At 64.4% G+C, this 14,317-nt stretch carries 14 protein-coding genes; 11 read left to right on the top strand and 3 right to left on the bottom strand.

Annotated features, from left to right (window positions below):
- Positions 1-21 precede the first annotated feature (21 nt).
- The gene (locus tag IPQ13_09385) at positions 22-630 is read left to right on the top strand and encodes a hypothetical protein (GenBank protein ID MBL0211106.1); all 609 of its coding nucleotides are present in this window, start codon (positions 22-24) and stop codon (positions 628-630) included.
- On the opposite strand, the gene IPQ13_09380 is transcribed toward IPQ13_09385, so the two are convergent.
- The gene (locus IPQ13_09380) at positions 603-2,501 is read right to left on the bottom strand and encodes a tetratricopeptide repeat protein (GenBank protein ID MBL0211105.1); all 1,899 of its coding nucleotides are present in this window, start codon (positions 2,499-2,501) and stop codon (positions 603-605) included. The two genes, IPQ13_09385 and IPQ13_09380, sit on opposite strands and share 28 nt — an antisense overlap.
- A gap of 61 nt (positions 2,502-2,562) precedes the next feature.
- On the opposite strand from IPQ13_09380, the gene IPQ13_09375 reads away from it, so the two are divergent.
- Positions 2,563-3,171, top strand: a complete 609-nt coding sequence (locus IPQ13_09375) for a hypothetical protein (protein MBL0211104.1) — start codon at positions 2,563-2,565, stop codon at positions 3,169-3,171.
- Between the two features lie 3 nt (positions 3,172-3,174).
- The gene (locus tag IPQ13_09370) at positions 3,175-4,008 is read left to right on the top strand and encodes a CPBP family intramembrane metalloprotease (GenBank protein MBL0211103.1); all 834 of its coding nucleotides are present in this window, start codon (positions 3,175-3,177) and stop codon (positions 4,006-4,008) included.
- A gap of 271 nt (positions 4,009-4,279) precedes the next feature.
- Here IPQ13_09370 and IPQ13_09365 read toward each other — a convergent pair whose 3' ends face one another.
- Positions 4,280-4,780 (bottom strand): GNAT family N-acetyltransferase, encoded by a 501-nt coding sequence (locus tag IPQ13_09365; protein ID MBL0211102.1) that lies wholly within the window; start codon positions 4,778-4,780, stop codon positions 4,280-4,282.
- A 44-nt stretch (positions 4,781-4,824) separates the two neighbouring features.
- Here IPQ13_09365 and IPQ13_09360 point away from each other — a divergent pair, with 44 nt between their 5' ends.
- The 5 genes from IPQ13_09360 (at position 4,825) to IPQ13_09340 (ending at position 9,878) form a co-directional block, all read left to right on the top strand.
- On the top strand, positions 4,825-5,619 hold the full coding sequence (locus IPQ13_09360) for an MBL fold metallo-hydrolase (GenBank protein MBL0211101.1): 795 nt from the start codon (positions 4,825-4,827) through the stop codon (positions 5,617-5,619).
- A 68-nt stretch (positions 5,620-5,687) separates the two neighbouring features.
- A complete protein-coding gene (locus IPQ13_09355) occupies positions 5,688-6,377 on the top strand; it encodes an outer membrane lipoprotein carrier protein LolA (GenBank protein MBL0211100.1) in 690 nt (229 codons plus the stop codon).
- 36 nt (positions 6,378-6,413) lie between these two features.
- Complete coding sequence (locus IPQ13_09350) at positions 6,414-7,178, top strand: zinc-ribbon domain-containing protein (protein MBL0211099.1); 765 nt, start codon at positions 6,414-6,416, stop codon at positions 7,176-7,178.
- Positions 7,179-7,181: 3 nt separating this feature from the next.
- Positions 7,182-9,023, top strand: coding sequence for a tetratricopeptide repeat protein (locus IPQ13_09345; GenBank protein ID MBL0211098.1), 1,842 nt, complete (start codon positions 7,182-7,184; stop codon positions 9,021-9,023).
- 318 nt (positions 9,024-9,341) lie between these two features.
- Positions 9,342-9,878, top strand: a complete 537-nt coding sequence (locus IPQ13_09340) for a hypothetical protein (protein ID MBL0211097.1) — start codon at positions 9,342-9,344, stop codon at positions 9,876-9,878.
- A 20-nt stretch (positions 9,879-9,898) separates the two neighbouring features.
- On the opposite strand, the gene IPQ13_09335 is transcribed toward IPQ13_09340, so the two are convergent.
- Positions 9,899-11,845: an APC family permease gene (locus IPQ13_09335; GenBank protein ID MBL0211096.1), complete on the bottom strand. Its 1,947-nt coding sequence runs from the start codon at positions 11,843-11,845 to the stop codon at positions 9,899-9,901.
- Between the two features lie 394 nt (positions 11,846-12,239).
- Between IPQ13_09335 and IPQ13_09330 the strand changes: the two genes are divergently transcribed.
- From IPQ13_09330 to IPQ13_09320, 3 genes are all read left to right on the top strand, one after another.
- Positions 12,240-12,611, top strand: coding sequence for a hypothetical protein (locus IPQ13_09330; GenBank protein MBL0211095.1), 372 nt, complete (start codon positions 12,240-12,242; stop codon positions 12,609-12,611).
- A 67-nt stretch (positions 12,612-12,678) separates the two neighbouring features.
- Positions 12,679-13,533: a DUF692 domain-containing protein gene (locus tag IPQ13_09325; GenBank protein ID MBL0211094.1), complete on the top strand. Its 855-nt coding sequence runs from the start codon at positions 12,679-12,681 to the stop codon at positions 13,531-13,533.
- On the top strand, positions 13,526-14,308 hold the full coding sequence (locus IPQ13_09320; GenBank protein ID MBL0211093.1) for a putative DNA-binding domain-containing protein: 783 nt from the start codon (positions 13,526-13,528) through the stop codon (positions 14,306-14,308). Before IPQ13_09325 ends, IPQ13_09320 begins: the two co-directional genes overlap by 8 nt.
- Positions 14,309-14,317 lie beyond the last annotated feature (9 nt).

Raw genomic sequence — 14,317 nt, 5'->3', positions numbered from 1 at the left:
ACCCACGATTCCGGAGCCACCATGCGATTTCCGACCCTCCTTCTGATTGCGGCGCCTCTCCTCGCCCAGGCTCCTGCCGGTGTGGACCAGGCTTTCTTCAAGGGCGATCCCCGCGCCGTAATGGCCGGATGCGCAGACCGCGCCCGGGCCATTCAGCCTAAGGACAGCCGGCTGCTGGCGGAGTACGGCCGCGCCTACCTGGCGAGTGGCGACCGCCCCAAGGCTGAAGGCGCCTTTGTGGCGGCCCTGATCGACGATCCCAAGGATGGCGAGACCCACCGCCTGATCGCCTTTGCCTGGTTGAAGAACGGGTTCAAACCGGAAGCCGTGGCCGCCCTGGACAAGATGGTGGTCATGGATCCCAAAGCGAAGAACGCTTTTTCCAAAGCCGCGGTGAACCTCCTGGATGCGGGGATGACGGAGAAGGCCGTGGAACTCATGAAGCGCGCCTGGATCCTGGACCCCAAGGACTGGCAGAACTGTGCCGAGTTCACCCGTGCCGCGGTGCGCAACGGAAAGTTGGACTTGGCCGCTGAATGGGCCATGCATACCGTCGAGGGCAAACCCAAGGAAGAGCGCATGTGGAACGAGCTGGCCCTGATCTATGCCGATGGGGGCGCGGAGCGCTGATCTCGGACGTTTTCCCACTGTTTCCACAAGGCCTCGAAGGCGTTTTCCACCTGCGCGGCAAAACCGCGGGCATCGCAGAGATCCGAGGCCGCCATGCGTTCCCGAAGGCCCGCGCGGATGCCAGCGAGTTCACCCAGGCGGCCGGTCCAGGCCACGGCTGATTGGATATAGGAATCCAGATCTTCGGCGATGAAGGATTCGAGTCCAACGCGAGTGAGGATGCTGGCGCCGACCCGACCGGCATGGCGGTCGCCCCGCAGGGTGAGCGTCGGCACGCCCATCCAAAGGGCTTCGCAGGTGGTGGTGGTGCCGTTGTAGGGGAAGGGATCCAGGGCCAGATCCACTTGGTTGTAGGTGGCGAGATGATCCCGGAATTCCGGGACTGCGGGCGCGAGTTCAAGGCGGTCGGGGTCGATCCCAATCTCTGCGAAAGCCCGTTCGAACCGCTGGCGGTTGGCCCCGTCGCGCTGCAGCATGCCCTTCAAGACCAGCTTGCTGCCCGGCGTCCGCTTCAGGATCTCCGCCCAGGCCGTGATGACGCCTGGATTCACCTTCAGCAGGCTGTTGAAGGAGCCGAAGGTGAAGTGGCCCTGGCGGTGCGCGGGGAGGGGCGCCACGGGCGGGGCCCCGCTCGGGGGGCCGTAGCAGAGGAAGCCGCGGGGCAGGCGGAAGAGCGGCTCGGAGTGGAGGGCCTCGGCGCCCTGGGGGTCCGCAACCTCATCCGTGAACCGCGCGCTGAAGGCCTGCATGCCCGTCGTGTTGGGATATCCAAGCCAGGTCACCTGGACCGGCGCCGGGCGCCGGGCGAACAGGGGCAGCCGGTTGTTCGCCGTGTGGCCCGCGAGGTCCACCAGGACGTCGATGCGGTCCTGCTGGATGACTTCGGCCAGCGCATCATCGCTCAAGCCGACGACCTTCAACCAATGGTCCGACAGGGAGCACAGGCGGCGGGTGATGTCGTCCGGATGGGCCACCTGGGAATAGCAGTGGACCTCCACCCGGGTCCGGTCATGGGCCGCCAACAGGGGCTCGAAGAAAGCCGCCACGGAGTGGCGGCGGAAATCCGGGGAGACGTAGCCCACACGCAGGGGCCGTCCGGGCGCCAGGTCCACATGGAAATCCCGGGTCCGCGCGAGATGAGGCGTTTCGTGGACCCGCGACCACTCCTTATGGGCCTCGAAGAGCTCCTGGGATCCGAGGTCCGGCTCGTAATTCAACCGGAGCAGGAGCGTGCTGTGGGCGCCGGTGTAGCCGGGCCTCAATTCAAGCGCCTGGCGGCTATGGGCCATGGCGCCTTCGACGTCTCCCAGTTCGTACAGGACATTGCCCAGGTTGTTGTGGGTTTCGGGCTGGTCAGGGTGCGCGGCGAGGGATTGCCGGAAAGCAGCGGCTGCTTCCTCCAAGCGCCCCATGAGGTTCAGGCTCACGCCAAGATTGTTTAGCACGGTCGGGTGGTTCGGCCGCTGCCGGAGGGCGGCGGAAAAGACCGCCACGGCTTCATCCCAGCGCTTGAGGGCATGGAGCACAAGGCCAAGGCTGCTCTGGGCCTCGGTGTAGTCGGGCTGGAGCCGCAGGGCCTCCAGATAGGCGATCCGCGCTTCTTCCAGGCGGCCCAGCGCTTTCAGGGCGTTGGCCAGGTTGTTGTGGAAGGCCGGCCCGAAAGGAAAGGCCTGGATGGCTCTCTTGATGAGGTCCACGGCCTCCTCGTTGCGTCCCGCCTCCTGGGCCAGGACGCCCAGCAGATGGAGCGCATTGGGGTCCCCGGGATTCCGGCTGAGGATTTCGCGGTAGAGGGGCTCGGCCTCGGAGTGCCGTCCGGCCTGGTGGTGCGCGAAGGCCCGCTGGAGCAGATGCTGGGTGGAATCGGCCATTCAAATTTATACCGCGTTCATCGGCAACGGCCCTTAAACTAACCCCTTTCCCGGAGGCCCCATGATCCGCAGGATCACGATTCCGACCCTCTTGTTCGCCGCCTCTGCGCTGGCTGCCCAGACGCCCTTCAGCGAATCCTTCTTCATGGGGGACCGCAAAGCGATTCTCAAGGCCTGTGCCGGGCAGGCCCGGAGCCTGAAGCCGCGGGACGCCAAGCTCCTGGCGGAATGCGGGCGCTACTTTCTGGCGGGCGGGGACAGCAAATCCGCTGATGAGGCCTTCTTGATCGCCACGACGCTGGAACCGAAGGACGGGAAGGTCCTGAGGCTGATGGGATTTGCGCAATTGAAGCAGGGCCAGCGGAAGGAAGCCCTGGCGACCTACGACCTCGCGGCCAGCCGGGATCCCGGAAACCGCGAGGTCATGGGCCTCATCGCCATCGATCTGGCGGAAGCGGGTCTCGCCGGTGAAGCCAACCGCTACGCTCAAATCGCCGCCGCCTTGGATGGGGGGGATTGGCGCCGCTTCATCGAATTCGGCCGGGCCTTCCTGGCGGGCGGCCACCGCAAAGAGGCGGCCGCCTGGTTTTCGAGGGCCTGCATCCTGAAACCCGGGGAAGAAAAGGTCTACCTGGAAGTCGCCCGGGCCTTCGCCGAAGCGGGCCATTAGGTCGTGGTCAAGGGGGCCTTTCTCGACGCCAGCGGTTCGGTCCGGAATGGATGGAAGATTCTGGGCTTCGGGATCCTTCTCTACCTCTGCATGATGCTTCTGGGCCTGCTCGGCCTATGGAAGGTATTGGGTTTTGAGTGGGGCATGGCCCTGGCTGTCCTGGTCCCCACGGCCTTCTGTCTCCGGTTGGAGCGGCAGCCATTGCCGGTGGCGGGACTGAAACCAACCTTGCGCTGGGGCGGCGATTTCGCGCTGGGCACGATCGGGGGCCTGCTCCTGATGCTGCTGGTGGCCGGCCTCATCTTCGCGGTCCACGGCTTCCATTGGCAACGGAGCGGCGGCGCGCATTTCGGCGAACTGGCAGCCGGTGCCTGGCTGTACCTGGCGGTGGCCGTCAACGAGGAGCTGCTGTTCCGCGGGTACCTGTTCCAGCGGTTGATGAAGGGCACCGGGACCTGGATTGCGCTGCCGCTCATGGGCCTCTGGTTCGCCTACGCCCATTGGGACAATCCGGGGATGGGCGGTTCCGTCAGGCTCTGGGCGATGCTCAATATTTTTCTGGCCGGACTCCTCCTGGGGCTCGCCTACTTGAAGACCCAGCGCCTGGCCTTGCCGATGGGCATCCATCTGGGCTGGAATTGGGCTCAGGGCAGCCTGTTGGGCTTTGGCGTGAGCGGAACCATGGACACCCATGGCTGGGTGACCCCGGTTTTCGAGGGCCGTCCGGAATGGCTTACCGGGGGCTCCTTCGGTCTTGAGGCCAGCCTTCCCTGTGCCTTGCTGTGCAGCCTGGCCATCCTGGGCCTTGCCCTCTGGACCCCCTCCCCTCGCGCCTGAGCTAAGAGCGTGTTTTAAAATTCCTCCGTGCCGCGACGGAGGTCAGCCGCGATGCAGCGCAAGGAAGGGGCCGCAGTGGCGTATCGGTCATACGCTCAAGGCCCGTGACGCCGCGATGCGCGCGGCTGACCCCGTCCCTTCGGGCTGGGGCGGCGGGCTTCGCGGGGCTGCGTTACCCTCCCGTGGCGTATAGGCGATACGCCGTGGTCGGCTGCCTTGCCCCGCTCGCCCGGCGCTCCCAGCGCGGCGCGGGGGAATTTTAAAACACGCTCTAACGCCGTTCCTTCCACTGCCCGGGCTTCTGGATCCCCTCATCCAGGATGAGCCTGAATTCCGGCGTGGGTTCGAAGCCCATGGAGCGGTACAGGGCTTCGGCATGTTTGCTGGCGTGGAGTTCGACCATGCCGATGCCCTGGGCCTTGGCCACGTCTAGCAGGGCCAGGGTCAGTTTCCTGGCCAGGCCCTGGCCCCGGAAGGCGGGATCGGTGTAGACGTTGAACAGGTAGCCGCGCACGGCCTGGGGACTCAGGGGATTGGGCAGGGATTCTTTGAGCTGCAGCAAGGCGCCCGCGACCGCCTGGCCACCGGCTTCGGCCACCACACCCCGGACCTCGCCGGTGCTCAGCCAGGTGCGCAGGCGATCCCGGAACGCCGCGGCCATGGCGTCGCGGCCCGCGTCGGTCCCGTAATCCATGTCCTTGAACATGGCCACCCGGTGGCGCACGTGGAGATCAAGGTCGGCGAGGATGGAGGCGCGGAGGGTGGAATCCATGGGCCATCATCGCGCGGGAGCGCCCTGAAGGGCTATCCTGGACCATGCATTACGCGGCGCTGGCATCGGGTTCCAAGGGCAACTGCCATGCCTTCAGCGATGGTGAACGCACGCTGCTCATCGATGCGGGCCTCTCGCTCAAGCAGGTGCGGGTGCGCATGGAGTCCCTGGGGCTGGACCCTCGGACCATCAGGGCTGTGGCCCTCACCCATGAACATTCGGACCACATCGGCGCGGTGGGGGTGATCCTGCGCAACACCAATTGGGTTTTCCTGGCCACTCCCGAAACCAAGCTGGCGGTGGAGCGGATCCATGGGATCGACATTCCAGGCAATCGCTGGATCCCGCTGCGGGCAGGCTTCGCGCTGGACTGGTGCGGTTGGAGGGTGCATCCCTTCACCCTTCCCCACGACGCCACGGACCCCGTGGCTTATCGGGTGGAGGTGGATGGGTGCAACGCGGCGGTCGTCACGGACCTGGGCAATCCGACGGCCCTGGTGGCGGACCACTGCCGTGATCTGGACCTGCTGGTGCTGGAGGCCAACCATGATGTGGATATGCTGCGCGAGGGCGGTTACCCGCCGCTGCTGAAGGCGCGCATCCTCAGCCGCGTGGGGCATCTGAGCAATGTGTCCATGGCCGAACTGCTGGCCTCCGTCCTCTCGCCCAGATTGCGCACGGTGGTGATGGCCCACCTTAGCGAACAGAACAACGATCCGGAACTGGTGCGCGTGGTGGCCGCTGAAGTGTTGCGGGGATGGCAGGCCTCGCTGCACCTTGCCCACCAGCGGGAGCCGCTCCGGCCGGAACTACCACCGGTCCTGGCGGCATTCCATTGAGGGCGGCGAAGCCGCTGAGTCCATCTCCCCTCCTCCCGACCGAGAGAAGCAACCCGCAAGGATTTCCCATGAAGCTGATGAACTTTCTGATCACCTGTATAGCGCTCGTTGCGGCCGTGCCCGTGGCTGGCCAGGCCGCGGCGCCTCTCAAGGAGCTGGTGGAGCGGTTCGACGCGGCCCAGGCCAAGGTCGACACGTTGCAGGCGCCTTTCACGCTGACGATCCGGCGCTCCATGTTGAAAACGCCCACGGTCACCAAGGGCACCCTGTATCTCCAGGGCTCGGAGTTCGCCCATTTCATTTTTTCCGCGCCAGAGGACCTGGTCCTTCATCTCACGCCGAAGGCGCTGATCTCCTACAGCCCTGGCTCCAAGGAGGCGCAATTCGTGAAAATTGGGGTCATCAAGAACTCCAATCGGAAATTCCTGGGCCTTGGTCAAAAACTTTCCTATCTCGGCGAGTATTTCCAAATCGGGCTTGGCCAGTCCAAGGAGGTGGCGGGCACCTATTTCCTGATGCTCACGCCCAGGACGCTGGGCATGAAAAAGAGGATGCAAAGCTTGTACATCTGGGTGGACCAGGACTCCAACCTGCCCCGCCAGCTCCAGTGGGTGGAGCGGAGCGGCGACACCTGGCAGTTGGAATTGGGCGCCCTCCAGACAAACCAGCCTTTGCCCCCAGGCGTCACGGGTTTCAAGCTGCCCGGAGGTGTTTCTCTCAAATCCGAGTTCAGCTTTTTCGCGACAAGGAAGAAATAAATCTACACTAGGGGAATCAGCACACTGAGGAATCCCATGATCGTGGTTTGTCCATCCTGCTCGGCCCGCTTTCAATACGACGAGGCCCGTTTCCAAGGCGCGTTGAGCAAACGCTTCCGCTGCCCCAAGTGCAGCCACGTGTTCGAGGTCTTCAACCCCGCCCAGCCCCCCGTAGACACGGATTCCGAAGCGCTCTTCGATCAGGTCTTTGTGGAGGTTCCAGCGGCGCCTGGGTCCCCGGTGGTCCAGAGGACCCAAGCCTTCACCCCACCCCCGGTGGATCCTTTTGACCTTCCCCCCGGCCTGGTTCCCAACCCGAGTTCCTACCAGACCATCCGGCAGGATGACGTCCCTCCGCCTCCCCCGCCTCCCCCGCCGCCACCCCCCCAGATCGATTCACCCTCCACCACCGCGCATTCGACCGCCCGCCGGGACAGGCAGAGCATGCTCGACGGCATCCATGCCGGCGTCATGCCCAAGGGGATCAAATTCAGCCTGGCCTTCCTCACGGGCCCCCTGGCTTCGACGGTGCGCGTCATAGACAGGCCGAGCCTCGTCATCGGACGCGACCAGGGCGAAATCATCACCCACGATCCCGAAACCTCCAGGCAGCACGCATCCCTGGCCATCCATAACGATGGGACGGCCTGGTTGACGGACCTGGAAAGCACCAATGGCACGTTCGTTGATGGGCAAACCATTCAAGGCACCGTTCAACTCATGGATCGCCAGGAATTCACCTGCGGCAAGAGCACCTTCATGCTGCTCATCCGACCCGAAGACCAGTTCTCCCTCGAATAGGCCATGTCCGACACCCAGGATCCGTTTGCCAGCCACTTACAGCGTGCCCAGGATCTCTTCCAGGCTGGAGAGGTCATCGCCGCTGGGCAGATCTGGCAAGCGGTCCTCCGCAAGAACCCCACCCATGCGGGTGCGCGGGCGTGCCTGGTCCACGTCAAGCACTGGCTGGATGAACGCCAGAAAGCTGGGGATCCGGTCGTCCTGGCGGTCCAGAACCAGGGGCCCGTGGATCTGGACGATATCGCCTCCTCGGGGGGAGCCCCGAGAGGGGCCACGCCCCCCCCACCGGCACCCGCTCCGGCCCCACCCCCTGCGCCGCCCCCACAACCCGCGCCGCCCGTTCTCAGCGCTCCTCAGCCGCCCCCGGAATCAGTGGCTCCGGCGACCGTGGCGCCCGCCGAAGACATCGATATCGATTTGCTGATCCGCCAGGGTTGCACGCTGTTCGATATGGACCAGGTCGAAGATGCCCTCGCCAGGTGGGAAGAGATTCTCAGGGTCGAACCGAATCATCGCCTGGCCCTGGAATATGTGGCCAGCGCGAGGCAGGAATTGGCACGGCGCGCCGCCGAGCCCGCCCACGCGCCTGTGGTGGCTGAGCCCACCCCGGCCCCCATGCAGGAACTCGCTTCCGAGGACACCGGGGAAGGCATTTTGGAAGGCCGTCTCTTTTCCCTGCTCCAGGAGGGCCTGGAGCTCTATGACAAAGGGAATACGGACGGAGCCATGGCGCGCTGGCGCGAAATGCTGGCCCTCGATCCCGACAACGAAGACGCCCGGGCCTATCTCTCCATGGCCCAGAAGGACACCAGCGCCATCTCCCATCCGGATGTGGGCCGTGCCACCGGCAGCTTCTCGATCAAAGCCCCGGGGAAACCCTTGGATGCCGACGCCCTGGAACAGAAATGCCGGCAGGGCGAGCGGCTGATGCGTCTCGGCAGGCTGGAGCAGGCGGAATTCGCATTTGAAATCGTGCTGTCCCAGGAACCCCAGCATGAACGGGCTTTACGCGGCCTGGAACAGGTGAAAACCCTGATCGCCGAGAAGCCTCCGGAATCCGAACCCGAAGCAGGTGCCAGCAGGGATAGTGGGGTCGTCATGCCCCCGGCGGCGGTGACAGCACCGGGCAAACCCGCCCGCAGCGGACTGGCGCTGCCCAGGGCCCTCACGGACCTGACCCGGGATTATCCCTGGATGACGTCCAAGGGCGTTTTGGGTGGCGTGGCCGGTCTGGTGCTTGTGCTCGTTGCAGCCGGATTTGTGCTTCGCCAGCGCCGGATGGATGCCAAACTCGCCTCGGACCGCGCCGCTTTCGCCAGCGCGGCCTTGGCCCAGGTTTCCAGGGGCAACGAGGCTCCAGACCTCTCGGAGAAGCCGGCGAGCATCAAGACCGAGGCTGAGCTGGTCATCGGGGACGACCCCGTGAGGGCCTACCACCGCGCCAAGGAATTCCTACGCCTCAACCCCAGCGATCTCTCCGCGGCCCAGCTTGTGGACCGGGCGCGCCTGGCCCTGAGCGAGGGCACCCCGAGGGCGGCGACCCTTGCGGACTACCAGAAGCACCTCACCCAGGGGGATCTGGAATCAGCCGAGGCCGATATCGATGCGCTGCTAAGGCTGAAGCCCGATGATGGCGATCTGATGCAGAGGGCTTCGCGGCTCTACCTGATCCTGGCCCAGATCCAGGCTTCCAGGGAACGATGGAGCGAGGCCAAGGATGCGCTGCGCAAAGGCCGGGCCCTGAACCCGACCGATCCCGCTTGGCAGGGCCGCCTCAAGCTTCTCGAAAAAATCCCCGCCCAGCCCAAGGATGAGCGCCCGGGCTGGATCGCCTTCCTGGGCTGAAGGGTGCGGATAACCGGTCCGGATCATTCTGTTCGGGCGCTTTGAGCCGCGCCACTCCCACAATGATCCAGTTGTTTTCCCGCAACGGCCCTCATGACTCCTGATCTGAAATCAACCCGCCCCCGCAAGACCTGTCCGAGCTGTGGGCATCGCCTCTCTCCGCTCGGCGTGGAGTGTCCGGTCTGTGGTTTGAATTTGGGGGGACAAACGCTTCCCCGTCCCCTGCTCTTCCAGGCAACCGCCTTTCAAGCCAAAGCGGGCCCCCCAAAACAATTCCCATCGTCCTCATCGGCCCCCAACACTCCCCATCAAGGCATCGTGTCTCCAGCCTTGGGCCGGGTGGCTCCGGTCCCAATGGAAGAACGGGGTCTGCCGGTTGGGGGGGCGGGGCCGGCCCTGCGGCTTCCCCTGTCCGAAGCCTTGGAACCCGAGGCCGAAGTCACGGATTCCAGTTTCTGGTCCCTGGCCAAGCTTGAAATCAGCGAAGCCGCGGCCCTGTTCATCGCCAACGCGCTGCTGGCCCTGGTGGTGAGCTGGCAACTGGGAGCGCCCATGGCGCGCTGCTACGCAGAGTTCTGGCCTTATCTCTCCTGCCTCCACCTGGCCTTTTCCTGGGCGATGGTGCTGGTCCCCATGGTGCTCGCGGGCCAATCGCTGTTCATGGTGCCCATGGGCCTGCTGCTGGCCTCGGAACAACCTGAACGGAGACTGGCTTTCTCCCTCTTCCACCTCTTCTCGGTGCTGGCCTTCCCGCTGTCCTTCCTCTGCATGGTGCTCACGCCCAACCACCGGACTTTGGCGGAACTGCTCACGGGCCAGGAGATCTTCCTGAAGCCGCTGTCACGGCTGGGTTGACGCGTTGCGGAGGGCTGGGTTCAGTCCAGGACCGGATCGAGGTGGTAGGGCACCGAGATGACGATGACTTTGGATCTGCTCAGCAGGGAAGTCTTGATCCGCAGGGCCGTCTGGTTGTGCAGCAGGTTTTCCCACCAGGTGCCCGTCACGAATTCAGGGATGATCACCGTGAAGATGTACTCCGGCTCCGCCCGGCGCATGCGGTCGATCTCATCCAGGATGGGCTCCACGATCTTGCGGTAGGGGCTTCGGATGGACCTCAAGGGAACCCCTTCGCAATAGCTCGGCCAATCGGATTTGAGCTTTTCGAGCGCCTGGCTGTCCCGCCCCTGCGCGTCCGGGAAATCCACCGTGACGGCTTCGATCTCGCTGTAGTCCGCGATGGAGCGGGCGTAGGACAGGGCGTGGATCACGCCATGGTGGATTCCGGACACCAGCACCAGGACGCGGTGCTTGTGGGGGTAGATCATGTCGGTCCGGCTGGAAGCCAGCTTGCTGCGCACCCGGATGTAGTGGCGGTGGATGTTGTAGAAGAGCACCACCATGCCCGCGACCAGGATCACAACGATGCCCGCGCCCCGGTACTTGGTGATCAGGATGTCCGCCAGGACGATGCCCGTCGCGATGGTGCCCAGGCCGTTGACCAGGGCTTTCCCCTGCCAATGCCGTCCTCTCACCTTCATCCAATGGCGCACCATCCCCGCCTGGCTGAGGGTGAAGCCGATGAACACCCCAGCGGCATAAAGGGGCAACAGGACGTCGGTGTTGGCGTGGAAGCCCCAGACGAGGATTCCCGCCACGATCGTGAGGATCAGAATGCCGTTGGAGAAGACGAGGCGGTCGCCCTGGCTTGAGAACTGGCGGGGGACGAAGCCATCCTTGGCCATCAGGGCGGCCAAGCGCGGGAAATCCGCGTAGGAGGTATTGGCGGCCACGACCAAGATTGCGAAGGTGAAACCTTGCACCGCGTAATAGAAGGCCTTGGCCATGCCGTTCACCTGGCCGCCGGTGCCCAGGATCTGGACGGCCAATTTGGAGAGCAGGGTCTCCTGGACCACGGTCGGGTCGACATTGTGCTGGTAGACCACGCCGTAATGGTTCGCAAGCAAGGTGATCCCGAGGAACATCGTGAGCAGAAGCCCCACCATCCAGACCATGGTGCGGGATGCGTTTTCCGCGGCGGGCTCCCGGAAAGCGGGAACGCCATTGGAAATGGCCTCCACCCCCGTGAGCGCGGTGCAACCGGCTGAAAAGGCGCGCATGAAGACCCATACCAGGGCCAATCCGGCGATGCCCGATCCCTGCTGCGCTGCGGTTTGAACCTCGTGGGGCGTGATCTGGGACCCAGCGACCCAGCGGAAGATGCCGATGCCGAGCATCGTCAACATGCAGAAAATGAACCCGTAGGTTGGAACCGCGAAGAGCGCGCCGCTCTCCTTGATGCCCCTCAAATTCATGATGGCGATGAAGGTGATCGCAAGGAGGGTCAGCGCGACGTTATGGCCGGCAAGATGCGGCAGGGCGGCCGTGATGGCGGCGACGCCCGAGGAGACGGACACCGCCACGGTGAGGATGTAGTCCACCAAAAGCGATGAACCCGCGACGAGCGCCGGCATCTCACCCAGGTTTTCCTTGGCGACGATGTAGGCTCCCCCCCCGCCGGGATACGCCTTGATGGTCTGGCGGTAGCTGATCGCAAGGATGATGAGCAGGCCCACAATCCCCAAAGAAACCGGGATGGACAAGCCGAAGATCGCGTGCCCGGCCACTCCCACCGCTACGGCGGCGCCGGCGCCGTGATGAAGGGCCATGGACAGGGAAGCCATGATCTCCTGGGTGGCATAGGCCACCGACGACAAGGCGTCCGAGCTGAACACCGCGAGGGCGATGGGGTTGCTGATCCTGGTGTGGTGGGATTCCTCGCTGGCAAGTCGTCGGCCAAGGAGTACGCGGCGGAAATTGAACATGGGCGGCCTGTCAGAACGCCGGGTGGAGCCCGGCGAAAACCATCAAATCAAGAATTCGGAAAACCAATGCGAACTTCATCAAACCATGGGGGAAGCGTCCAAACAGGAGATCCGAGGTCCGCCTTCCGGTATCCGAATATTCCATTCCCCCGGAACCCCAGTCCTTCCCCAGTCTCCGACCAGGGAAACCAGGATTATGAAGGGTTCCGGGGCATCAGTCACCCTCCTTTCATCCGACTGCGGGGAACCTCACCTGAATTCTCAAGTGATCTTCGTCACATTTGGTTCCGACTTCGCACCCTAGGTTACGTCGCCCACTACCTCAGTGGCCCCCATTCAACCCCGGACTCCCTTTTCGGGAAGTCCCCCGCGGCCTCGCCGCAAGGAGCAATCCATGAATCGCAAGCTCACCACCCTGGCCACCATGTTCGCCGCCGGCGCCGTCGTGGCCATCTCCGCCGCCCCTCGCGCCACCGCCGCTTCCACCTCGGTGAAGTCGGAGAAGGCCCTTCTGGAACTGGGCTGCGGCGCCGACAAGAAGGACGGCAAAGAGGCCAGCTGTGGCGCCGATAAGAAAAAAGACGCCAAGGACATGAAGGACCACAAGTGCGGCAAGGACATGAAGGACGGCAAGTGCGGCAAGGAACACAAGTGCGGCAAGGATATGAAGGACGGCAAGTGCGGCAAGGACAAGAAGGGTATGAAGGCCTCCAAGGATAAGAAGGACGCCTCCTGCGGCAAGGGCTCCTGCGGCTCCAAGAACTAGGTAAATAACGCTTGATAACGGAGGGGGGAGGCGCGGTCTCCCCCCTCCTTTCATACAAGGTCTTGAAATGAATCCATTTACTGGGGTCGGCGTCGGTCTTCGGAGGCCCCATCTGGCCCAGGTGGCCGCCCTTGAATCCACCCCGGTTCCTTTTTGGGAAATCGCCCCGGAAAACGTCGTGGGCCAGGGCGGGAGCCGGTACCGCCAGGTCATGAAAATCCTGGAGCGCGATCCGGTCATCACCCACGGGCTTTCCATGTCCATCGGTGGCTTCGACGCCTGGGACCGGGATGTGCTGGATAACCTGACGGGATTCCTGAAGGCGACGCGCTCCCCCTGGCATTCCGAACACCTGTGTTGGACCAGCTTCGGCGGCGCCACCACCCATGAACTGCTGCCCATGCCCTTCACCCGGGATGCGGCGAAGCACACGGTGGAGCGGGCCAAGCGCGTCCAAGCGGAACTGCCGGTGCCCTTCCTGTTCGAGAACGTCAGCTATTACGCCTGCCTGGGCGCGCCGGAAATGACTGAAAAGCAATTCCTCCTGGAGGTGCTCGAAGGGGCGGATTGCGGCTGGCTGCTGGATATCAACAATGTCTACGTCAACAGCCGCAACCATGGCTTCGATCCGAAGGAATGGCTCGAGGGGATGCCCCTGGACCGCGTCCAGCAGATGCACATCGCCGGGCACACCTGGTTCGAGGAGGAGCAGCTCATCATCGACACCCACGGCGCGCCGGTGGTGGACCCCGTCATCGAGCTGATGCAATGGGTGCTTCCGCGCATCGGCCGGCCTGTGCCGGTGCTGCTGGAACGGGATAACGAGATTCCGGAGCTGGAGGTCCTGCTGGCGGAGCGGGCGTCCTTGCAGAAGGCCTATGACGAAGCCCTCGCGCCGGTGGTGGGGGTCCGTCATGGCTGAACAGACCGCCCCGACCCGGGATCTTCTGCGCTGCATGGCGGATTTGATCCTGGATGCGGATGGCGCCGAATCCTTCACAGCCGATCCCCGGTCCTTCGGCGCGGCCCGCGGCCTCGGACAGGCCGACCAGTCGGCGCTCGAGACCTTCAAGGCCCGCCTCCTCACCTACCGCGACCTCGCCCGCAACGCCCTTGAAGATCCGTTGCCGGACTGCTTCCCCATCCTCCACGCGCTGCTCGGGGAGGCGGATGAATGGGACCAGTGCCTGGATGCCTTCCTCGCCAGCCGGACCATCCAGAGCCCCTACTACCGCGATGTGAGCCCGGCCTTCGTGGGTTGGCTCGCCGACAGCGGCTGGGGCCTGGAGCGGTGGCCCTTCCTGCTCCAGCTCGCCCACTTCGAGTACATCGAAGTGGAGATCCTGCGCTGGCCGGACGAAGCCCCCGAAGGGGACCTCCAGGATGCGCCCACGGCGGATTCCTGCGTGGTCTTCGATGGCGCGGCGCGGAACCTCGCCTATGCCTACCGGGTGCACGAGGCCACCAAGGAAACGCCGGAACCTCCGGAAGGCGAAGCGTTCCTCATGGGCTACCGCGATGCGGACGGCGATTTCGGCTATTCGGAGCTGAGCCCCCACGCCTCGGCCTTCCTGGCCCGTTGCCTCGACGGCGAATCGGTTCGCGAAGCGGCCTCCACCACGGGTCTGGAGGTGGACGAAGTCCTGGACCTGCTCAACAGCCTGCGTCGGAAAGGGGCCATCTCGGGTTTCCGTTAATCTTGGGAA

The sequence above is a fragment of the Holophagaceae bacterium genome (genome assembly GCA_016720465.1).
GTDB lineage: Bacteria > Acidobacteriota > Holophagae > Holophagales > Holophagaceae > JANXPB01.
This window is presented reverse-complemented; position numbering and strand designations above follow the sequence as displayed.